Source organism: Fluviirhizobium alvei (assembly GCF_030551875.1).
GTDB lineage: Bacteria > Pseudomonadota > Alphaproteobacteria > Rhizobiales > Rhizobiaceae > Rhizobium_E > Rhizobium_E alvei.
This window is the reverse complement of the sequence record NZ_JAUOZU010000007.1, coordinates 529,850-550,494: the sequence shown is the minus strand read 5'-3', so window position 1 is coordinate 550,494 and position 20,645 is coordinate 529,850. Positions and strand designations below refer to the sequence as shown.

The window sequence follows — 20,645 nt, the reverse complement described above, 5'->3', positions numbered from 1 at the left end:
CATCTGCCCGCTGCCATGGATGCAACTGAATTTGAATGGACGATGATCGTGCCGCTTCTCGAAGTCAGGGATCTCAACAAGAGCTTTGGGGCCATTGTCGTGGCCGACCATGTCGATCTTGTCATTGAAACCGGCGAATGTATCGGGGTCATTGGCCCGAACGGTGCCGGCAAAAGTTCGCTCTTCGGCCTGATCGCGGGCAGCTTGACGCCGGATTCCGGCCGGATTGTTCTCGATGGTCGCGACGTAACTGCCTTGCCGGCCTTCAAGCGCGTTCATCTCGGCGTCGGGCGGGCTTTCCAGATTCCGCAGCCTTTCGTCGGTCTCACCGTCTATGAAAACATCCTTGCGGCTACCGGCTTTGGAGCAGGATTGTCCGGCAACGTCGCGCGGCAAAAGGCGCGCGAGGTGGCGGAGAGAACGGGACTGGCCGCAAAGGCCGATATTCTCGCCGGTTCGTTGACATTGCTCGATCGCAAGCGGCTCGAACTCGCCAAGGCCCTGGCAACGGGTGCCAAGTTGCTGATGCTTGATGAAATCGGCGCCGGCCTGACCGAGCGTGAGGTTCTCAATCTCGTCGAAACGATCCGGGATCTGAAGCGCGACCATGGCATCATCTGGATCGAACATATCGCCCATGCGCTCAAATCCGTCGCCGACCGCATCATCGTGCTGCATTTCGGCAAGAAGCTCCTGGAAGGTGCGCCGGAGGAGGTGATGGGCTCGGCCGTGGTCAAGGAAATCTACATGGGGCTTGCTGCCGATGCCGATCATTGAGGTGGAAAAACTCGAGGCCTTCTATGGCGACATGCAGGCGCTGTTCGGCATCGATTTCGCGCTCGGCGAAACGGAGTGCCTTGCTCTTGTCGGTGCCAATGGTGCGGGTAAATCGACGACCCTGCGCTGTCTGACCGGGCTCATCCGCAAGCTGCGCGGCGATATCCGCTATGACGGCAGTTCCACTCTCAAACTGACAGCCGAGAGCCTGGCGCGGGCGGGCATTGCCATGGTGCCGGAAGGTCGCATGCTGTTTGCTTCGCTGACCGTCGAGGAAAATCTGACGATGGGGACCCTGACGAGGCGAAAGGGTCCCTGGTCGCTCGAGCGGGTCTATGGCCTTTTCCCGATCCTCAAGGAACGGCGGAACCAGATGGCCACGACGCTTTCGGGTGGCCAGCAGCAGATGGTGGCGATCGGACGTGCCCTGATGTCCAATCCGCGCGTCATGCTCTGCGACGAGATTTCACTTGGTCTTGCCCCGGTCGTGGTCGGGCAGATCTACGATTCCTTCGGCACGATCCGCCAGGAAGGCACGGCGCTGGTGGTGGTCGAGCAGGATATCAATCGCGCGCTTTCGGTTGCCGACAGGGTCATGTGTCTGCTCAAAGGCAAGATCACGCTCGAGGGCCGCTCGCGCGAGATCGACATGGACCGGCTGACGGCCGCCTATTTCGGAGAGTGAGCCATGGTCTGGCTGGAAACCATCATCAACGGCATCCTGCTTGGCGGGCTCTATGGCATTCTGGGTCTCGGCCTGGCGCTGGTCTTCGGCGTGATGCGTGTCATTAATGTCGCCCATGGCGAATTCATTGTCGGGGCGGCCTTTGTCGGCGTCGTTTTCGGCTGGCTGCTGCCGGGGGTCAATCCGCTCGTCACGCTCATCCCGATCATGGTTCTCGCCTTCGGGGCCGGGTGGCTGTTTCAGACGGTGTTGCTCAATCGCGTGGTCGAATCCCGCAACATGCTTGTGCCGATGCTGGTGACCTTCGGTCTGTCGATCGTCATCCGCAACCTCATGCTGGCGGAATTCGGCTCCAATCCGATGGCGATCGATGCCGGGCCGATTGCCAAGGCCTCGCTTGAAATCGCCGGCGTCCATATCGGTCTCCTGCCGATCATCACCCTGGCGATTTCCATCGTGCTGTTCGGATTGCTGCAATATCTGATCAAGAGCACGATGTTCGGACGCATGGTACGGGCGACGGCGGACAATCCGGAAATCATGCGTCTGATGGGCGTCAATCCGAAGCGGGTCTATGCGCTGGTGATGGGGCTTGCCTTCGTCATGGCGGCCGTTGCCGGTGTGCTTCTGTCGATGCGCACATCCTTTTCGGCAACCTCGGGCACCGATCGCATTCTCATCGCCTTCGAAGTGGTGGTTCTGGGCGGGCTCGGCTCCTTCTGGGGCGCCCTGATTGCCGGCATCCTTTTGGGTGTGGTGCAGCTTCTGTCCTTCCAGTTCGATGCCAATTCGGGCCTGCTTTACGCCCATCTGCTTTTCTTCCTGTTCCTCGTCATCCGACCGAACGGCATTCTGGGAGCGCGCGCATGACCGCCACCATTTTGAGGGGTCTTCCCTTCGCCGCCTTCCTCCTGTTCCTGGTTGCCTCCCCCCTGTCCTTGTCGGATGGCAGCCTGCATCTGGCGACCGAAATGTTCGTGATCATCGTGATTGCCTCGATGTGGAACCTGCTTGCCGGTTATGCCGGGCTGATGTCGCTCGGCCATCAGGCATTTTTCGGCGCCGGCGGCTATGTGCTGTTCATCTTCTCCAACAAGACGGGCCTGCATCCCTATACCGGGCTGATTGCCGCCATGCTGTTCGGTGCGCTGGTTGCCGCGCTGATCGCTCCGGTTCTCTTTCGCCTGCGCGATGCCTATTTCGCGATTGCGACCTGGGTTCTGGCGGAAATCCTGTCGATCGCTGTGCAGAAGACCGATGCCTTAGGCGGGATTACCGGCGTTTCGCTGGAGCGGATCGATCTCATCGATTTCATGCGCTTTGAATCGCAACTGTTCATCATCGGCGGCATCGGCGTGCTGGTGACCGTTCTTGGTAGCCTCTGGCTGCTGCGTTCGCGGCTCGGGCTCGGTTTCATGTGCGTGCGCGACAATGAACTGGCGGCTGCAGCCATCGGCGTGGATGTCTGGCGCAACCGTTTCATCGTGTTCATTCTTTCGGCTGCGGGATGTTCCTTTGCCGGGGGGCTGTCGCTGCTCGGTGGCCTCGTGGTGCAGCCCGGCAATGCCTTTTCCGGCGAATGGTCGGTGATCATGACCTTCGTCGTCGTGATCGGCGGCATCGGCACACTGGAAGGGCCGGTGATCGGAACCCTGATCTATTTTGCACTGAGACAGTTGCTGACGGTCGTCTTTCCGCTGTCGGGCACCTGGTTCTGGGTCGCGATGGGTTCTGTTGCCGTTGCCACCATGCTCTTTGCGCCGCAGGGTCTGTGGCCCTGGCTGCGCGACCGGTTGCGGATCGACTGGATGGTCGTGCGCCGCAGGATGCCGAGCTGAGACCAAGTCTCACCTATCATGTTTCGAGAGGCCGCCCCTGTGGCGGCCTTTGTCGCTCGAGCAAGGAATAAATTCACAATTTTGAACCTTGACTCTTTTTTGATCCTCTGGAATCTATAAGAACATAACAAGAACAAATATAGGAGCGCCCGCCATGGCAACGTCTGTCCTGGCGCAGGAGACGCTTTGCGCCTTGCGCACAGAGATCAACCGGCTGGAAAATGAAAAGACCTCCACTCTTGGCCGCAAGGCGCGTCATGGTGAGGGTTGGCAATCGCCTGAGACGATCCCGAACCTGATCCGGACCGGGGCCGAGCCATTTGACCATGCGTTGGGCGGCGGGATCGAGAGAGGCGCGCTGCATGAGATCCGTTCGGCGGAATCGCGCGACAATGGTGCGGCAAGCGCTTTCGCCCTGGCGCTCGCGCTGATGGCGGTCAGGCAGGGGCGCGCAGGCAGCGGCGCCCGCATTCTCTGGATTGCGGATCGGCTGCAGGCAAACGAAACGGGCCGGCCTTACGGACCGGGCCTAGTCGGCTTTGGCATGAAGCCGGGTGGCATGGTGCATGCGACGCCGCGCAATCTCACCGATGCGTTGATGATCGCCGAAATGGCGCTGACGGTCGATGCCTTTGCCGCCGTGATCCTCGAGGTCAACGGCAATCCGCGTGGCCTCGGCCTGACGGAAAGCCGCCGGCTGCATCTGAGAGCCCGAGCCTACCGGCGGCCGTTGCTGCTGTTGCGGGAGAGGGGCGAGGAAGAGGCTTCGAGCGCGCTTTTGCGGTTCCGCGCCACGCCTGCGCGCGCCGCACCTTGCCGGCTTCCGGATGGAACGTCGTTTGCCGCCAGCATCGGGCCGCCGGTTTTCCGCATCGATATCGAGAAAAGCCGCACCCCGATTTTCGAGAGTTTTTTCCTGGAGTGGAATGCCGATGACTGTCTTCTGTCCCGATCCGAGCCGGACCCTGTTTTCCACACAGGGGCAAACCCGCCTGCTGGCGTTGCACTTTCCGCATCTGGCGACCGACCGGATCGCCCGGGCACGATGGGGACGATCCTGGCGTTCGACCGGGCGTCCTGATCATCCGCCGATCGTCTGTGCGGCCCGCAGCGGCAATGCGATGCGCCTGAGCGCGCTTGACGAGGCGGCGCGCGGTGTCGGGCTGAGACCAGGCCAGGGTGTGGCCGATGCCCGTGCCATGATCCCCGGCCTCGATGTGGTGGCAGCCGAGCCCCAGGCCGATCGCGCCTTTCTCGAAGCGATCGCCGACTGGTGCGATCGTTACACGCCGCTGGTGGCGATCGACGGCGAGGATGGGCTCTATCTCGATATCACCGGCTCGGCGCATCTTTTCGGCGGCGAGAAGGCGCTCCTCGATGATGCCTTGAACCGGCTTTTCCATATGGGGATCAGCGCCCGCGGGTCGATCTCCTCGACGCCGGGCCTGTCGCACGGGCTGGCGCGGTTCGGTCGCCGCGAGATCGTGGTACCGGAGGAGGAAAGCGAGGCGCTTGCGCCGCTGCCGGTCAAGGCGCTGCGGCTGCCGGTTGTGACCGTGGAACTGCTGGTCAAGGCCGGCCTGCGGCAGGTGGGCGACCTGATGGACCAGCCGCGGGCACCGTTGACGCGGCGGTTCGGGACCGAACTGATGCTCCGGCTCGATCAGGCGCTCGGGCTGGAGGAAGAGGCGATTTCACCGCGCCGGCCGGTTGCCGCACTCTCCTGCGAGCGCCGTCTGGCTTCGCCCGTCGTGTCGGAAGAGGATATCCTGGCCCTGATCGGCAAGCTGGCCGTACCGATGCGCCAGAGCCTGGAGGCGCGCGGCGAAGGTGGTCGCCTTTTTGAGATGCTGCTGTTCCGCGTCGATGGCCGCGTCTTCCGCATGACTGCGGGCAGTTCGTCGCCCTTGCGCGATGCCGAGCGTATCAGCGCGCTCTTTTCGGCTCGCCTCGCCGCCATCCATGATGATTTCGATGCCGGTTACGGCTTCGAGACCTTGCGTCTCAATGTTCTGCAAACGGCGGAATATCGCCAGAAGCAGGGTGATTTTTCCGGCGGCGGCCAGCAGGACGAGGGGCTCAATGATTTTCTCGACCAGATGTCGGCCCGCTTCGGCCCGGGCGTCTTTTCACTGCCTGTGGCCGTTGCGAGCCATATGCCGGAGCGCGCGGGCGCCATGGTTCCGGTCGAGGAGATCGATCTCGCCGGGATCAGTGGCTCCTCCGGTCCGGCCAGTCGGCCGCTGCGTCTCTTTGAGCATGCCGAACCGGTCGAGGCGACCGCCAGCGTGCCGGAGGGGCCGCCTGCGACCTTCCGCTGGCGCCGCGCCTTCTTCCGCGTCAAGCGGGCGGAGGGGCCGGAACGCATCGCGCCCGAATGGTGGGTGGACGGCGAGGATGCCCGAACGCGCGACTATTTCCGGGTCGAGGACGAGGCCGGCCGCCGCTACTGGCTCTATCGCGAAGGGCTTTACGAACGCGAGACGAACAGTCCGCGCTGGTTCATGCATGGGGTCTTTGCATGACCTATGTCGAGATTGGCGTCCGCAGCAATTTTTCCTTTCTCGAAGGCGCCTCCCAGCCTGAGGAACTGGCCGTCGCCGCCCATCGGCTTGGGCTTGCAGGGGTGGGGCTTGCCGATCGCAACACGGTCGCGGGGGTAGTGCGGATGCACCAGGCCGCAAAGGAGGCGCGTCTGTGCTACCAGCCCGGTGCGCGGCTGGTCTTTGCAGATGGCACGCCGGACATTCTCGCCTATCCGCGTCATCGGGCCGGCTGGGGAAATCTCTGCCGTCTCTTGAGCCTCGGCAATCTCAGGGCGGACAAGGGTAAGCCGATCCTCAACCTGACCGATCTGCAAGACTGGGGCGAGGGGATGATGCTTGCGGTCATGCCCGGTCGCATTGAACAGCCGGACCAGCAGGCAGCGCTTGCCAGCCTGCTCGCCGGCCTGCGGCAGGGGTTTGGCGATCACGTTCATCTCGGCCTGTCACCGCGTTACGACGGGCATGACCGGTTGAATTTTGCCCGCCTGCAGGTGCTGGCCGAACAGGCGTCTATCCGCCTGGTCGCCACCAACGATGTGCTGATGCATGAGCCGGCACGCAGGCCGCTTGCCGATGTCGTCACGGCCATTCGCGAGCATGTGACGATCGACAATGCCGGTCTGAGGCTGGCTGCCAATGCGGAGCGGCATCTGAAGGGCGAAAAGGACATGGAGCGGATTTTCCGGCAGTATCCGCAGGCGCTCACGACGGCATCGGAATTTTTTGCCCGCCTTTCCTTCTCGCTCGAGGAATTGCGCTACCAGTATCCGGACGAATCCCTCAATGGCGAAACCCCCGCGATTGCCCTGCGGCGGCTGGCCTGGGCCGGGGCCGAATGGCGCTATCCAGAGGGGATCCCGGAGAAGGTTTCGCGGCAGATCGAGCATGAGCTCGCCATCATCCGCGAACTCGAATACGAGCCCTATTTCATTACCGTTTACAACATCATCACCTATGCCCGGTCGCAGAACATTCTCTGCCAGGGCCGGGGTTCGGCGGCCAACTCCACCGTCTGCTTCTGCCTCGGCATCACGGAGGTCAATCCGAACCTGACGGATCTGCTGTTCGAACGGTTCATTTCGCCCGAACGGCGCGAACCGCCCGATATCGACGTCGATTTCGAACATGCCCGGCGTGAGGAGGTGATCCAGCATATCTATGAGCGCTATGGCCATGCCCATTCCGGTCTTGCCGCCACCGTCGTCACCTACCGGGCACGCTCGGCCGGTCGCGAGGTTGCCAAGGCTTTCGGCCTTTCCGAGGATGCCCAATCGGCCCTGTCCGGTGCTGTCTGGGGCTGGTCGACGGCGGCGCTGAAGGAGCGGGAGGCAACGGCTGCGGGCCTTGATGTGCGCGAGCCGCTGACTCAGCGCGTCTTGACCTATGCCTCCATGCTGATGGGCTTTCCACGCCATCTGTCCCAGCATGTCGGCGGCTTCGTCATCACCCGCGACCGGCTCGATGAAGTCGTCCCGATCATGCCGACGGCGATGGAGGGGCGCACGATGGTGGAGTGGGACAAGGATGATCTCGATGCGCTCGGCATTCTCAAGATCGACATTCTGGCACTCGGCATGCTGACCTGTATCGCCAAGGCGCTGAAATTGCTCGAACTGAATTATGATCGCAAATTGTCGCTGGCCACGATCCCTTCGGAAGAGCCGGAGGTCTATGACATGATCTGCCGGGCCGATACGCTCGGTGTGTTCCAGATCGAAAGCCGGGCGCAGATGACCATGCTGCCACGCCTGAAGCCGCGCAAGTTCTACGATCTCGTCATCGAGGTGGCGATCGTCCGGCCGGGTCCGATCCAGGGCGATATGGTGCATCCCTATCTCAGGCGGCGGCAGGGCAAGGAGCCCGTCACCTTCCCGAAGCCCGAGATGGAGAAGGTGTTGGGCCGCACTTGCGGTGTGCCTCTGTTTCAGGAACAGGCGATGCAGATTGCCATCGTCGCGGCCGGGTTTTCGCCCGCCGAAGCTGACAAGCTCAGGCGTGCCATGGCCACCTTCCGGCGCGTGGGCACCATTCATACTATGCAGCGCAAGATGGTGGAGGGCATGGTCGCCAACGGCTATGAACGCGATTTTGCCGAACGCTGCTTCAAGCAGATCGAGGGTTTCGGGGAATATGGCTTTCCCGAAAGCCATGCGGCCTCCTTCGCGCTCCTCGTCTATGCCTCCTGCTGGCTGAAGGCCTATTATCCGGATGTCTTCTGTGCGGCCATCCTCAATTCGCAACCGATGGGCTTTTATGCGCCGAGCCAGCTGGTGCGCGATGCACGCGAGCATGGGGTGGAGATCCGCGAGGCGGATGTGAATCTCTCCTTCTGGGAAAGCGGTCTCGAGCAGGGCGTTCATGAGCCGAAGCGCATTGCCCCCCAGCATCGAAGCATGGCCTCCGTGATCCGGAGCCGGCATGCGGTGCGGCTGGGCTTCCAGCAGGTGCGGGGTCTCGGCGAGGCCGACATGCAGCGGCTGGTGGCGGCGCGAGGCGATGGTTATCGCAGTGTCCGCGATCTCTGGCTCCGCTCAGGCCTGACGCGGGCCGTCATCGAGCGGCTCGCCGATGCCGACTGCTTTCGTTCCATGGGGCTCGACCGCCGGGCGGCGCTCTGGCAGGTCCGCGCGCTCGATCAGAAAGCCGCCTCTGAGCGGTTACCCCTGTTCGAGACGGTGGGCGAAGAGGTGAACGAGCCGGCCGTGCGCCTGCCTGTGATGCCCAAGAGCGAACATGTGCGGCATGATTACCGGACGGTGGGCCTGTCGCTGAAGGCGCATCCGCTCTCCTTCCTGCGGCAGGATTATGCTGCGCGGGGCTTCATCCGTGCCGGCGATCTCGAAACGGTACCGGATGGTCGCCGGGTCTCGATAGCCGGCCTCGTGCTCGTGCGCCAGCGGCCGGGCTCGGCCAAGGGCGTGATCTTCATGACGATCGAGGACGAGACGGGCGTTGCCAATGCCATCATCTGGCCGAAAGTGTTCGAAACCTATCGCAGCATCGTCATGGGCGCGAAGCTCACCGGCCTTCGCGGCCGGGTGCAGAAGGCCGATGGCGTCATCCATGTGGTGGCCGAACATGTCATGGATCTGTCCGAGCATCTGGCCGCACTCGGAGAAAGCACGCGCTGGTTCCAGAGCCTGGCCAATGCCGACGAGGTGCGGCGGCCGGTGCCGGAAAGCCGTATCCGTCCCCGCACCGGGGCTGCGGCGACCAGTCTGTTTGCAGAAATACCCGAACTCAAGGAGGATCTGAAAGCCATTGCCGATCGGGCACGGCAGGCGATGCCGGGTGGCCGCAACTTCCATTGACGATCACGCAGGAACAGACCGGATCGGCCTATCCCTCGGCGCGTGGCAACTGTCCATAGCGTTTGCGCAGGTTCTGCGAGGCAGCCGAAATGAGGCGATCGGCGATGATGGCGATGGCGGCAATTGCAAGGCCGGCCACCAGTCCGCGGCCGGTATCGGCCTTGGTCAGCGCCGAATAGGCTTCCTGGCCGAGGTCGCGGGTACCAACGAGGGCGGTGATCACGAGCATCGAAAGCGCCAGCATGATCGTCTGGTTGAGCCCGAGCATGATTTCCGGCAGCGCCAGCGGCAGGCGGATGCGGGTAAGCAACTGCCGCTGCGTGCAGCCCGAAACGATACCGGCCTCGATGATCTGCGGATCGATGTTGCGAATGCCGAAGGCGGTATAGCGCACGGCCGGCGCCAGCGCGTAAAGCACGATCGCCACCATGGCGGTAAAATCACCGACCCGGAACAGCATGACGACGGGAATGAGATAGACGAAGCTCGGCAGGGTCTGGAGCGTATCGATGACGCCGCCGATGATCCGTCCCGCCATTGGGCTTACGGCTGCCCAGACGCCGAGCGGGATGCCGATCAGACAGGCGATGATCACCGATGCGCCGCAGAGATAGACAGTGACCATGGCAAAATCCCAAAGGCCGGTCACAGCGAGGAACAGCGCAAGCGCCCCCATTTTGACGGCCATCCGGAAGCCGCCAAACGTGTAGCCGGCTGCCAAGATCAGCAGCACAACGAAGGCCCAGGGCAGCGACAGCAGGAACTTCTTGATCGGCAGCATGAAATTCTGCAGCAGCGCCACCTTGAAGGCCTCGAATGCATCGAAGAAGTTCACGTTCAGCCACTCGATCTGATGTTCCCAGAAGGAGCCGGTGGAAAAGGTCAGGCTTTCGGGAAAGCTCTGCGAACCGGGCAGCAGAAAACTCAGGCCCATGGTAAGCGCAAGCACGATCACGGCCGGAGTCCACTGCGGATAGCGCTCCATCAGCGGACCGCCACGTTTTGCCTCGGCGCTCAGCCGGCGACGGGTGGCGAAAGCCTGACTGATGCGGTCGAGTGCCACTGCCAGCACGACGATCGCGATGCCGGCCTCCAGTCCCTCGCCGATATGCAGGCGTCTGAGCGCCGTCAGGACATCGTATCCCAATCCTCCGGCGCCGATCATCGAGGCGATGATCACCATGTTGAGCGACAGCATGATCACCTGGTTGACGCCGATCATCAGGCCGGGTTTGGCAGCCGGAAGCAGAACCTTCCATAGCATCTGGCGATCGGTGGTGCCGACCATGACGCCGAAATCGTGGATTTCCGGATCGACATCCTTGAGTGCCATCAGCGTGATGCGCACCATCGGCGGCAGGGCATAGACGATCGTGGCCACAAGAGCGGCGACCGGGCCGAAGCCGAACATGAAGAGGATCGGCACAAGATAGGCGAATGTCGGGATCGTCTGCATCAGATCCAGCACCGGGCGCAGGATCCGTTCCGCAAAGGTCGAGCGATAGGCGAGTACGCCAAGCCCGACGCCACCGGCAATTCCAAGCGGCACGGCAATCGCGATCGATGCCAGCGTCACCATGGCACTTGTCCATTGGCCGAACAGCGCCAGATAGAGAAAGGCGGCGCCCGAGAGAAGCGCAAGTCCGACGCCGCCGGCATAATGACCGATCATGATCGCGACGACGATCACTGCCACCCAGGACAGTTGCGGCATCCAGAGCACGGCGTCATCCCCGAAACCGCTTCTGAACCCTGTTGCCAACAGCGAAAGCACGAACTGATAGGGCAGGTCGATCAGCCATGCGATGGCACGGGTGAGATCGGTAAAGGAAAAGAGGCCGAAGGAGGCATCCTCGATCAGCCATTTCATGGCCGCCGACAGCCATTTGGCGAGTGGAATGACGGAAGACTTGGGATATTTGGCGAAGAAGCCAAGTCCGGCCGCATTGAGGAGATCGCGCCCGTAGAGGGCCATCACGACCGTCAGAAGCCCGAGCGCAATCCACATCCATCGGGTGAGATTGCGAGAGGAAGGGACGGATTGCGCCATCACGCAACCTTCCGCCCGATCAGCACATCGATGACGGCCCCGGGCGATATGGCACCGATGATCGTGCCGGTCTCATCGGCGACCGGCAGGTCCCGGCCACCGGAAACGATCCGCTCCGAAACCGAGGCGATCCGCGCATTGGCGGCAACGGGCTCGCCTTCGGCAACGCCAGTATGCATGATCGAACGCACGGTCAGCACTTTTTCGCGCGGAATATGGCGGGTGAATTCCTGGACATAGGAATCGGCGGGCTCGAGAACGAGCGTTTCCGGTGTCGCAACCTGAATGATCTGGCCATCCTTCATGATGGCGATCCTGTCGGCCAGACGGATGGCTTCGTCGAAATCATGGGTGATGAAGACGATCGTCTTCTTCAGCATTGCCTGCAGGCGCATGAACTCGTCCTGCATCTCGCGACGGATCAAGGGATCAAGCGCCGAGAAGGGTTCGTCGAGGAACCAGATTTCCGGTTCGACGGCGAGCGAGCGGGCAATGCCGACGCGCTGCTGCTGGCCACCCGACAACTCGTGCGGATAGCGATCCTCGCGGCCTTCGAGACTGACAAGCGAAATGACCTGGCGCGCGCGCTCTTCCCGCTCCTTGCGACCCATGCCCTGGATGTCGAGCGGAAAGGCTATATTCTCGAGGACGGTCAGATGCGGCAAAAGCGCAAAATGCTGGAACACCATGCCCATCTTGTGACGGCGGATGTCGATCATCTCCTGCCGGCTGGCCTTGAGCAGGTCGCGGCCCTCGAACAGGATCTCGCCGGCCGTCGGCTCCACCAGTCGTGAGAGACAGCGCACAAGCGTCGATTTCCCGGAGCCTGAGAGGCCCATGATCACGAAGATCTCGCCCTCCCGGATTTCGATATTGGCGGCGCGGACGGCGGCGACCACGCCAGCCTTGTTCAACGCGTCGCTATCGGGTGCCGTTTCGCCGCCGAGCAGGCTCGCGGCATTCTCGCCGTAGATCTTCCATACATTGCGGCATTGAAGCTTGGGGATCATAGGCGTTCCGGCAATTCGGAATGAAAAGGTCAGTCCCGCAAATATGCCACGGAACCATAAGGATTGCTGGGAAAAAAGCCGGCGGCTGGGCCGCCGGCAGCTTCACGCGGGGATTACTTCAGCCATTCCTTCCAACGGGCTTCGTTGGCGGAGATCCAGGCTGCGGTGACATCTTCAACCTTCTTGCCGTCGAGGTCGACCTCAGCCACCAGTTTGTTCATTTCGTCGGTGGTCAGGTTGAAGGCCTTGACGGCCTTGTAGGCGCCCGGCCACTTGTCCTTCATGCCAGCCCAGCCAGCCTTCCAGATCGGGCCCTTCGGCTTGCCGCAGTCATAGGCCTCATCCTTGTTGATGCCCCAGGAGGGATCTTCGTAGCAGGCCTTTTCATAGGGCGGGAATTCGACGAACTCACCTTCGAACTTGGCCGGTGCCCAGTGCGGAGAATAGATCCAGAGAACGATCGGCGCCTTGCGCTGATAGGCCGATTCCAGTTCGGCAAACAGCGCGGCATCAGTGCCGGCATGGACGACTTCGAAATCGAGGCCGAGAGCCGCAACGCGTTCCTCATCGAACCCGCCCCAGGTCACCGGACCGCCAAGATAACGGCCCTTCGGCGCGGTTTCAGCCGTCGAGAAGGCTTCGGCGCAATCCTTCAATGCTTCCCAGTTCGGCAGGCCCGGGCACTTTTCCTTCATGTAGGATGGGTACCACCATTCCTCGCGGGCCAGCATGCCGGTTTCACCGAGATTTTCGACTTTACCGGAAGCGGTGGCTTCGTTCAGTGCTTCCTGGCCGGTGGTGGCCCAGATTTCCATGGCGACAGTGAGGTCGCCCGTCTTCAACCCTGCGAACTGGGCAAGGTAATCGGCCTGGACGAGTTCGACATTGTAGCCGGCCTTTTTCAGCACTTCGGCCATGATGTTGGAGGACAGAAGCTGCCCGGTCCAGTCGTTGAGGGTAATCTTGATCGGGTCCTTCGATTCCGGCTCGGCAAAGGCCGGCTGGGCCGCGGCGAGCGCCAGGAAGGATGCCGCAATTCCGCCTGCAATCAATTTTTTCAGCATTGCCTGTTTCCCTCTGTTATCTTTTCGGGACGACATTGCCGGACCTCGAGCGATCCAGCTGTCCGTCGGTTTGAAGCCCGATCGATGGACCTTCTTTTGGGTCGCTGTCGTCCGGTCCGTCAAAGGTTCTTCACATCGCCTGACCTGTCAAGAAAATTCCACATAAACAAACGAAAATTTGGGAATTTGTTGAATTTGCTTCGGCATGGCGACGGACGCGCAAAATCTGCCGGCAACCAGCTGCCGGCGATGGCCTGTCTTGCGTCCGGATCGGTCTAGCGCGCGCCCGCCGCGATGGTTTTCACGTGGCGAGAAAAGGCTTCTGTCGCCATCAGCGCCTTGCAGCGTTCGAACCTGTTCAGCGCATAGGCCCAGAAATCATCGGCGGGATTGTCATTCGCATGCTGGATCAGGCCCCAGAGCGTCCAGAGCAGATCGCACATGGCCTTGTAGATCACCATGCGCGCCTCTTCCTCGGCCGTCGGTGCGCCGCCGGCCCAGGCCTCGAGCATCTCGCGGTCCTGCTCTGCATCGAAGCCGGCTTCCACCGACAGGTCGCCGAGGTCCCAGAGCGGATCGTTCATGCCGGAATATTCCCAGTCAACCATCCACATGCGCTGGCCGTCGTCGAGGAAATTCTCGCAGAGCGGATCACAATGACAAGGCGCCAACCGACCGGGATTGGCTGCCAGTGCGGCGCGGACCGGGTCGGAAGCCTTGACGACATCGTGATAGCCATCGGGCAACGTGATGTCCTTGGTGGACAGGACCTTGAGATAGTCCGCAATCATCGAGAAGAGTTCGAACCGGAAGCGGAATTCAAGCCCGGAATCATGGAGCCTGCGGAAGGCGAGACCAGCCCGTGCCGGCGATCCGGTTCGTTCGCGAAATCCATCCGGTGTCATCGTTGCCGCACCATCGACAAACCGCGTCACCATGAAACCGGTGGCCGGATCGGCATGCAGAACGGCAGGCGAAACGCCAGCCTTTGCAGCGACCTCTGCATTGTGGGCTTCGACACTGCGGTCGATATAGTCGGAGGTTCCGGCGCCGGGCAGGCGGGCTACCAACCGGCCGCCGAGCGCGGTTCTTGCCTTTTCCGTTTCCGGTTCGATCCGGAAGACGAGATTGGTCAATCCGCCGAGACGATGCGCTGAATAATCGCTTGGGCTAAGCCCTGCAAACATCGTCAGGGCATTGAGTGCACGAAAGATTTCGTCCTGCATCCGGATCCCCTTACGCTTTCAGCCTGAGGTTTTCCGGATCGTAGAGCGGCGATTTTGTCCTGACAACCGGATAGATATTGCCGAATGTCTCGACCGTGAAATCGGTCCGATCCGCCATTTCCACCGGCAGGTAACCGTAGAAGATCGTCTTCTGCAGCGTATGGCCGAAGGAAGCGGCAGAGGCGAGGGAGACGACCTTGCCATCGAGCATGATGGTCTCGCCGCCATAGACGGGCAGCATGCCATCGGCCACGAAGGTGCAGAGCGTGCGCTTGATCCCGTCGGCTTTTTGTTTTTCGAGCGCAGCCCGCCCGATGAAATCGCCCTTCGATTTCAGATGAACGCGTCCGCCAAGCCCGGCTTCATAGGGTGTGTAGTCCGGTGTGATATCCGAACTCCAGTAGAGATAGCCCTTCTCGACGCGCAGGGATTCGATGGTGCGATATCCGACATCGATGATGCCATGGGCCTGACCTGCCTTGGCGAGAGTTTCGTAGACATGGGCGGCATATTCTGTCGGCACATGCAGTTCCCAGCCGAGTTCACCGACATAGCCGATACGCACGGCGCGAACTGGTGCGGCTCCCACAATGATGTTCTGTGCGGTGGCAAAGGGGAAGGCATCGTTGGAAATGTCTTCTTCCGTTACGCTCTGCAGCACGTCGCGGGCCTTCGGTCCGCAGATATTGATGACGGCACGGGCCGAGGTGACTTCGATCAGATGTACGGAGCCGTCTTTGGGCATGTTGCGACGGATCCAGTCGCTGTCATGGATGCCGAACGCACTGCCTGTCACCAGATAGAAGTGGTTCTCGCCAAGGCGCGTGATCGTCACGTCTGCTTCGATGCCGCCGCGCTCGTTGCAGAGCTGGGTGTAGATGACCGATCCAACCGGCTTGTCCATGTTGGATACGGCAAGGTTCTGCATGGCGGCAAGCGCGCCGGGGCCGATCAGTTCGAACTTGGAGAAGCTCGTCTGGTCGATGAGTGCCACGCCTTCACGGATCGCCTTATGTTCGAGAGCGGCATATTTCTTCCAGCCCGGCTCGAGATAGTCGAGCTGGTCGACCGGTTCCACGCCTTCGGGCGCAAACCACAAAGGACGTTCCCAGCCATTGCGGGAACCATAAACGGCACCCTTGCGCTTGAGGATCTCATAGAGCGGGCTGCGGCGGATGCCGCGGGCAACGGCGCTTTCGCTGCCGGGATAGCGCATCTTGTAGTGATGGGCGTAATGTTCGACGGCGCGCGCATACATGAAACTCTTGGTGCCATGATGGGGGCCGAAACGACGGATATCGAGTGGCCAGAGATCGAGGCTCGGCCGGCCATTCAGGATCCATTCGGCGATCATTTCGCCGGCACCGCCGCCTGCGGCGATGCCGTAGAGGAAACCGGTCGAAACAATCAGGTTGTCGAAGCCGGGCGGCCGGCCCATGACGAAATCGCCATCGGCGGAATAGGGGATCGGACCGTTGATGACGGTGCGGATGCCAACTTCGTTGACGATCGGCGTCACCTGTCCGGCAAGCTCTGCCAGCGGCGCGAAACGGTCCATATTCTCCGGCAGCAGCTGGCGGACGAACTCACCGGGAATGCCGTCATCGCCGAAGGGCAATGTGCCTTCCTCGTAGCCGCCGATCACCAGCCGGCCGCCGGCATCCGGCTTGTAATAGACAAGCCGGTCAGGATCGCGCAGCGTCGGCAGATCTTTGGGAAAGCCCGGGATCGGTTCGGTGACGATATATTGATGCTCGACGGCGCAGGCCGGGATCATGATGCCAAGCTTACGACCGATCTCGCGGCTCCACATGCCGGTGGCGAGCACGATGTTTTCGGCCTGATAATCGCCATCTGAGGTGATGACGCGGGTAATGCGGCCATTGCTGACTTCGAAATCCAGCACTTTCACGCCCTGTTTGAGCGTTGCTCCATGCAGGCGGGCACCGGCGGCCACGGCCTGGCAGAGGCTGGCCGGATCGACATGGCCGTCGGACGGAATGTAGGCGGCGCCTTCAAGCCCCTTCGTTTCGATATAGGGGAACAGGTCCTTGGCTTCAGAAGGGGTGACGACCTGCAGTTCCAGCCCGAAGCTTGCGGCCATCGTGGCAAGGCGCTTGACTTCGAGCATGCGATCCTTCGAGGCAGCAAGCCGCAGCGAGCCGACCTTCTTCCAGTCGGTCGCCATGCCGGTTTCTTCGCCGATCCGGTCATAGAGCGCGATCGATTTTTGCAGCATGCGCGTGGTGTTGCGCGAGGATCGCAATTGCCCGACCAGGCCTGCTGCGTGCCAGGTAGCGCCTTCGGTGAGGTTTGCCTTTTCCAGGAGAACCACATCCTTTTCGCCATTGCGGGCCAGATGGTAGGCGATCGAGCAGCCGATCATGCCACCGCCGATGATCAAATGCTTTGCAGTCTTCATGTTCAGCCAGTTCCCCTTTGCGAGATCGATTCCGGCCGGTTGCCGATCGGATCGGTCCCTTTCCTGCATTCATCCGGCTGCGATGCTGCAATGGAATGGGGCGAAAAACAACATAAATGTTCATTTGTGTTGTTTTTTGTTGGATTGTTGCGTCAACGCTGAAAAACATATGTTCCCGGTGCCGGGCCGAGAATGGGATAGCCGGCCGCGACATTGCCGAGTGGCGGCAAGCCGACATCGGCACCGGAGAGCGTATTCAGCCAGTCGGTCCAGCGCGGCCACCAGGAGCCTTCCTGGAGCGGCGCTTCAGCATGGAACCGGTCCGGATCCGGATTTCTGCTGCCATGTGGATGAAACAGTGTCTGGTAGCTGCGGTGCGGATGGCCGGGCTCGGATACGATGCCGGCGTTATGGCCGCCGCTGGTCAGCACGAAGGTCGTGTCGGTGTCCAGCAGATGGATCATTTTGAAGACCGACCGCCAGGGCGCGACATGATCCGAGACCGTTGCCACCGAAAAGACCGGCACAGTAATGTCTTCGAGATAGACCGGTCGCCCATCCACCCTGTAGCGGCCCTCGGCCAGTTCATTGTCCTTGAAAAGATGGCGCAGATATTCCGAATGCATGCGGTAGGGCATGCGTGTGGCATCGGCATTCCAGGCCATGAGATCGGTCATGGCTGCCCGGTCACCCATCATGTAGTCGCGGATCATGCGCGACCAGATCAGGTCCTGGCTCCGCAGCATCTGGAAGGCGCCGGCCATGCGGCTCTGGTCGAGATAGCCATCGCGCCACATCAGGCTTTCGAGAAAGGCGATCTGGCCTTCGGTGATGAAAAGGCCGAGTTCGCCCGGCTCCTCGAAATCCACCTGTGCTGCGAAAAAGGAAAGGCTGGCGAGACGTTCATCGCCATCCCGTGCCATCGCGGCAGCTGTGATCGCCAGTTTGGTGCCGCCGAGGCAATAGCCGGTGGCATGGATCTTCTGTCCCGGAACAGTGGCCTCGATGGCATCGAGGGCGGCCAGAATGCCCTTGGTTCGGTAATCGTCGAAGCTGATATCGCGATCCGTTTCGTCCGGATTTCGCCAGGAGATCGAAAAGACCGTGAAGCCTTGGTCGACCAGATGGCGGATCAGGGAATTCTCCGGCGACAAGTCCAGGATATAGTATTTCATGATCCAGGCCGGCACGATCAGGACCGGTTCCGGCCGCACCGTCGGCGTTGTCGCCCGGTACTGGATGAGCTCGATCAGATCATTGCGGAAAATCACTTCACCGGGTGTCACGGCAACCGTTTCGCCGGGCTTGAAGGCCTCAGTGCCCTCGGTCGGCTGCCCGGTGGCCTGACGCATCAGATCTTCGGCGAAGTGAGAGGCGCCGCGCAGAAGGTTGGCGCCTTGTTCTTCGGCCGTGCGTTCAAGGATTTCCGGATTGGTCAGAAGATAGTTGGATGGCGAGAAGACATCGAGCCATTGGCGGCCGAAGAACTCGACCAGCCGCTGGTTCTCGGGCATCACGCCGGCAATGGAATCCGTAGCATTGTGCCACCATTGCTGGGTGAGAAGAAAGGACTGGCTGAGCACATTGAAAGGAAACTGCTTCCAGCCTTCATGCTTGAAACGGTGATCCTGCGGCAGCGGATCGATCACGCAGTCCGGCTTGTCAGATGTGGCGCAGGTCATCAGGAAATGCTGCAGCCGAACGAGCTTCTGCGTGCCCTTGATGCCGATCTGCTGCTGGCGGCCGGGCGAGGCCAGCAGATGCAGCATCCAGTCGGAAAAGGCCTCATACATGGCGATCGGCGACAGGCCGCCGGTGAGTTTGGCGACGAATGCATGGATCTCGCGATCCAGGTCCTCGAGAGGTAGAGCCGGGTTGGGCGAAGGCGGTTGCGCAGGGAGCGAGGGTTCGTTTGCCGACACGGTCGTCGTCGCTTGCATATCCGGCGTGGCAACGGGTGTGAAATCGGTCCGATCATCCATTCGCAGGTCTCCTGACGCGCGCTGCGGTTTTCGGCATGCTCCCCCGACTGCCGATCTATGGCTAGCATTGGCAGGTCAATACGACAAGACAGTGACCTCCGGCCGGGCTGCGGCAAGTCGTAGCCTTGCCGGTATTCCATGCCGCGATATCAGGAAATCAGGAAGGCGCGGAAATCGTTGACATTGGTGCCTGTCGGGCCCGGTTCGAACAGATCGCCGATGCAATGGAAGGCCGACCATGCGTCATGTCCAGAGAGATAGGCGCGGGCATCGCCGCCAGCGGCTCTGATCCTTGCCGTCGTGGTTCCGTCGGCGAAAGCACCGGCGTTCGTCTCGGAACCGTCGATTCCATCGGTATCGGCGGCCAGGGCTACGACATTCTCAATGCCTTGCAGATCGATCGCGGCCGAGAGGAGAAACTCGCTGTTGCGACCACCCTTGCCGTAAACACCGGTTCCGATCGTCACCGTCGTCTCGCCGCCGGAGATGAGGACCATCGGTTTGCTCGAAGGGGCGCCATGGAGCGCGAATTCGCGGGCAATTGCCGCATGAACCCGGCCAACATCGCGCGCCTCACCTTCGATGCAATCCGACAGGACCATCGGCGTGAGGCCAAGCTCGCGGGCCTTTTCGGCTGCGGCCTCAAGCGAAACACGGGCAGAGGCGATCACATGCACCTCGTTGTTGGCAAAGACCGGGTCGGACGGTTTCGGTGCCTGGGCAGAAGCGATGCTGGCAATGATCGGTTCGGGCAGATCGATGCGATAGTCCCGGATCAGGCGCAGCGCCTCTTCGGCATCCGTCATATCCGGAACCGTCGGGCCGGAGGCGACCATGGCGGGATCGTCGCCCGGGACATCCGAAACGATCAGGCTCACCACCTTGGCCGGATGGGCGCGCGCGGCAAGCCGTCCTCCCTTGATGCGGGAAAAATGTTTGCGCAGCGTGTTCATGGCGGAAATGGGGGCGCCGGAGGCCAGCAGCGCCTGGTTGAGGGCTACTTCATCAGCCAGAGAAAAGCCCACCGGCGGGGCGGGGAGCAGCGCCGAGCCACCACCGGAGATGAGAGCAACGACGAGATCATCGGACGTCATTCCCTCGACCGTCTGCATCAGGGCGTCCGATGCGACAAGGCCCGCGTCATCCGGCACAGGGTGTGCCGACTGCAGGATCTTGATTTGCCGGCAGGCTTCCACCGGCCCATGCCGGGCAACCACGAGACCTTCGACCGGTCCATCCCAGGCGCGTTCGAAGGCTGCGGCCATCTGGCTTGCCGCCTTGCCGGCCCCCACCACGATGGTTCGCCCCTTTGGCCGGTCCGGCAGATGCCGGACGATGGACGCATAAGGATCAGCGGCCGCCACGGCCGCCTCGAAAAGGGATGTCAGGATGGCGCGCGGCGGCAATGACATGTCAGGACCCGGCGATCTCGATATCATAGACGAAAATGCCGCCGATACCGTCGATGGCCGCAGCCACGATCTTGCCGCCGGTTTTCTGGTGGCCGGGATCGGCGAGATAGATATCGCGGCTTTCGGCATCGCTGAAATCGACGATGAAGCCTTCGGCATAACCTTTGTCCATGCCGGTCTCGGGGCTGACATTGTCACCGACATGAACGGCGAGAATACCGGGCAGTCGGTCCTTGAGGTCGCTGATTTCCTGGTAGATTTCCGTTTTTGCCTCGGCTGAGGTTTCTGGGCGGAAGCGGATGAAGACGCAATGGCGGATCAT

At 61.5% G+C, this 20,645-nt stretch carries 15 protein-coding genes; 7 read left to right on the top strand and 8 right to left on the bottom strand.

Going from position 1 to position 20,645, the window contains the following annotated elements; all coding sequences use genetic code 11:
* Positions 1-42 precede the first annotated feature (42 nt).
* From Q4481_RS11850 to Q4481_RS11820, 7 genes are all read left to right on the top strand, one after another.
* On the top strand, positions 43-777 hold the full coding sequence (locus tag Q4481_RS11850; protein WP_304376601.1) for an ABC transporter ATP-binding protein: 735 nt from the start codon (positions 43-45) through the stop codon (positions 775-777).
* The gene (locus tag Q4481_RS11845; RefSeq protein WP_304376550.1) at positions 764-1,462 is read left to right on the top strand and encodes an ABC transporter ATP-binding protein; all 699 of its coding nucleotides are present in this window, start codon (positions 764-766) and stop codon (positions 1,460-1,462) included. Before Q4481_RS11850 ends, Q4481_RS11845 begins: the two co-directional genes overlap by 14 nt.
* A gap of 3 nt (positions 1,463-1,465) precedes the next feature.
* Positions 1,466-2,332: a branched-chain amino acid ABC transporter permease gene (locus Q4481_RS11840; protein WP_304376549.1), complete on the top strand. Its 867-nt coding sequence runs from the start codon at positions 1,466-1,468 to the stop codon at positions 2,330-2,332.
* Positions 2,329-3,300: a branched-chain amino acid ABC transporter permease gene (locus Q4481_RS11835; RefSeq protein ID WP_304376548.1), complete on the top strand. Its 972-nt coding sequence runs from the start codon at positions 2,329-2,331 to the stop codon at positions 3,298-3,300. The genes Q4481_RS11840 and Q4481_RS11835 overlap by 4 nt, the downstream gene beginning before the upstream one ends.
* 154 nt (positions 3,301-3,454) lie before the next feature.
* Complete coding sequence (locus Q4481_RS11830) at positions 3,455-4,381, top strand: hypothetical protein (RefSeq protein WP_304376547.1); 927 nt, start codon at positions 3,455-3,457, stop codon at positions 4,379-4,381.
* Positions 4,302-5,825: a Y-family DNA polymerase gene (locus tag Q4481_RS11825; protein WP_304376600.1), complete on the top strand. Its 1,524-nt coding sequence runs from the start codon at positions 4,302-4,304 to the stop codon at positions 5,823-5,825. Before Q4481_RS11830 ends, Q4481_RS11825 begins: the two co-directional genes overlap by 80 nt.
* Positions 5,822-9,157, top strand: coding sequence for an error-prone DNA polymerase (locus Q4481_RS11820; protein ID WP_304376546.1), 3,336 nt, complete (start codon positions 5,822-5,824; stop codon positions 9,155-9,157). Before Q4481_RS11825 ends, Q4481_RS11820 begins: the two co-directional genes overlap by 4 nt.
* Positions 9,158-9,185: 28 nt before the next feature.
* On the opposite strand, the gene Q4481_RS11815 is transcribed toward Q4481_RS11820, so the two are convergent.
* The 8 genes from Q4481_RS11815 to Q4481_RS11780 form a co-directional block, all read right to left on the bottom strand.
* Complete coding sequence (locus tag Q4481_RS11815) at positions 9,186-11,207, bottom strand: ABC transporter permease (protein ID WP_304376545.1); 2,022 nt, start codon at positions 11,205-11,207, stop codon at positions 9,186-9,188.
* Positions 11,207-12,217: a quaternary amine ABC transporter ATP-binding protein gene (locus Q4481_RS11810; protein WP_304376544.1), complete on the bottom strand. Its 1,011-nt coding sequence runs from the start codon at positions 12,215-12,217 to the stop codon at positions 11,207-11,209. The genes Q4481_RS11815 and Q4481_RS11810 overlap by 1 nt, the downstream gene beginning before the upstream one ends.
* Positions 12,218-12,330: 113 nt before the next feature.
* Positions 12,331-13,281, bottom strand: a complete 951-nt coding sequence (locus Q4481_RS11805) for an ABC transporter substrate-binding protein (protein WP_304376543.1) — start codon at positions 13,279-13,281, stop codon at positions 12,331-12,333.
* Between the two features lie 275 nt (positions 13,282-13,556).
* Positions 13,557-14,507 carry a choline/ethanolamine kinase family protein gene (locus Q4481_RS11800; protein ID WP_304376542.1) on the bottom strand — a complete coding sequence of 317 codons (951 nt, stop codon included), beginning with the start codon at positions 14,505-14,507 and terminating at the stop codon, positions 13,557-13,559.
* 10 nt (positions 14,508-14,517) lie between these two features.
* Entirely contained in the window at positions 14,518-16,929 is a 2,412-nt protein-coding gene (locus Q4481_RS11795) for a GcvT family protein (protein ID WP_304376541.1), read from the bottom strand.
* Between the two features lie 152 nt (positions 16,930-17,081).
* Positions 17,082-18,911 carry a PHA/PHB synthase family protein gene (locus Q4481_RS11790; protein WP_304376540.1) on the bottom strand — a complete coding sequence of 610 codons (1,830 nt, stop codon included), beginning with the start codon at positions 18,909-18,911 and terminating at the stop codon, positions 17,082-17,084.
* A 149-nt stretch (positions 18,912-19,060) separates the two neighbouring features.
* Positions 19,061-20,323 (bottom strand): glycerate kinase type-2 family protein, encoded by a 1,263-nt coding sequence (locus Q4481_RS11785; protein WP_304376539.1) that lies wholly within the window; start codon positions 20,321-20,323, stop codon positions 19,061-19,063.
* A gap of 1 nt (position 20,324) precedes the next feature.
* Positions 20,325-20,645, bottom strand: a complete 321-nt coding sequence (locus Q4481_RS11780) for a Dabb family protein (protein ID WP_304376538.1) — start codon at positions 20,643-20,645, stop codon at positions 20,325-20,327.

Coding starts and splice junctions, on each gene's coding strand:
- Q4481_RS11850 (WP_304376601.1), top strand. CDS start 43: ATGATCGTGCCGCTTCTCGAAGTCAGGGATCTCAACAAGAGCTTTGGG.
- Q4481_RS11845 (WP_304376550.1), top strand. CDS start 764: ATGCCGATCATTGAGGTGGAAAAACTCGAGGCCTTCTATGGCGACATG.
- Q4481_RS11840 (WP_304376549.1), top strand. CDS start 1,466: ATGGTCTGGCTGGAAACCATCATCAACGGCATCCTGCTTGGCGGGCTC.
- Q4481_RS11835 (WP_304376548.1), top strand. CDS start 2,329: ATGACCGCCACCATTTTGAGGGGTCTTCCCTTCGCCGCCTTCCTCCTG.
- Q4481_RS11830 (WP_304376547.1), top strand. CDS start 3,455: ATGGCAACGTCTGTCCTGGCGCAGGAGACGCTTTGCGCCTTGCGCACA.
- Q4481_RS11820 (WP_304376546.1), top strand. CDS start 5,822: ATGACCTATGTCGAGATTGGCGTCCGCAGCAATTTTTCCTTTCTCGAA.
- Q4481_RS11815 (WP_304376545.1), bottom strand. CDS start 11,207: ATGGCGCAATCCGTCCCTTCCTCTCGCAATCTCACCCGATGGATGTGG.
- Q4481_RS11810 (WP_304376544.1), bottom strand. CDS start 12,217: ATGATCCCCAAGCTTCAATGCCGCAATGTATGGAAGATCTACGGCGAG.
- Q4481_RS11805 (WP_304376543.1), bottom strand. CDS start 13,281: ATGCTGAAAAAATTGATTGCAGGCGGAATTGCGGCATCCTTCCTGGCG.
- Q4481_RS11800 (WP_304376542.1), bottom strand. CDS start 14,507: ATGCAGGACGAAATCTTTCGTGCACTCAATGCCCTGACGATGTTTGCA.
- Q4481_RS11795 (WP_304376541.1), bottom strand. CDS start 16,929: ATGAAGACTGCAAAGCATTTGATCATCGGCGGTGGCATGATCGGCTGC.
- Q4481_RS11790 (WP_304376540.1), bottom strand. CDS start 18,911: ATGGATGATCGGACCGATTTCACACCCGTTGCCACGCCGGATATGCAA.
- Q4481_RS11785 (WP_304376539.1), bottom strand. CDS start 20,323: ATGTCATTGCCGCCGCGCGCCATCCTGACATCCCTTTTCGAGGCGGCC.
- Q4481_RS11780 (WP_304376538.1), bottom strand. CDS start 20,645: ATGATCCGCCATTGCGTCTTCATCCGCTTCCGCCCAGAAACCTCAGCC.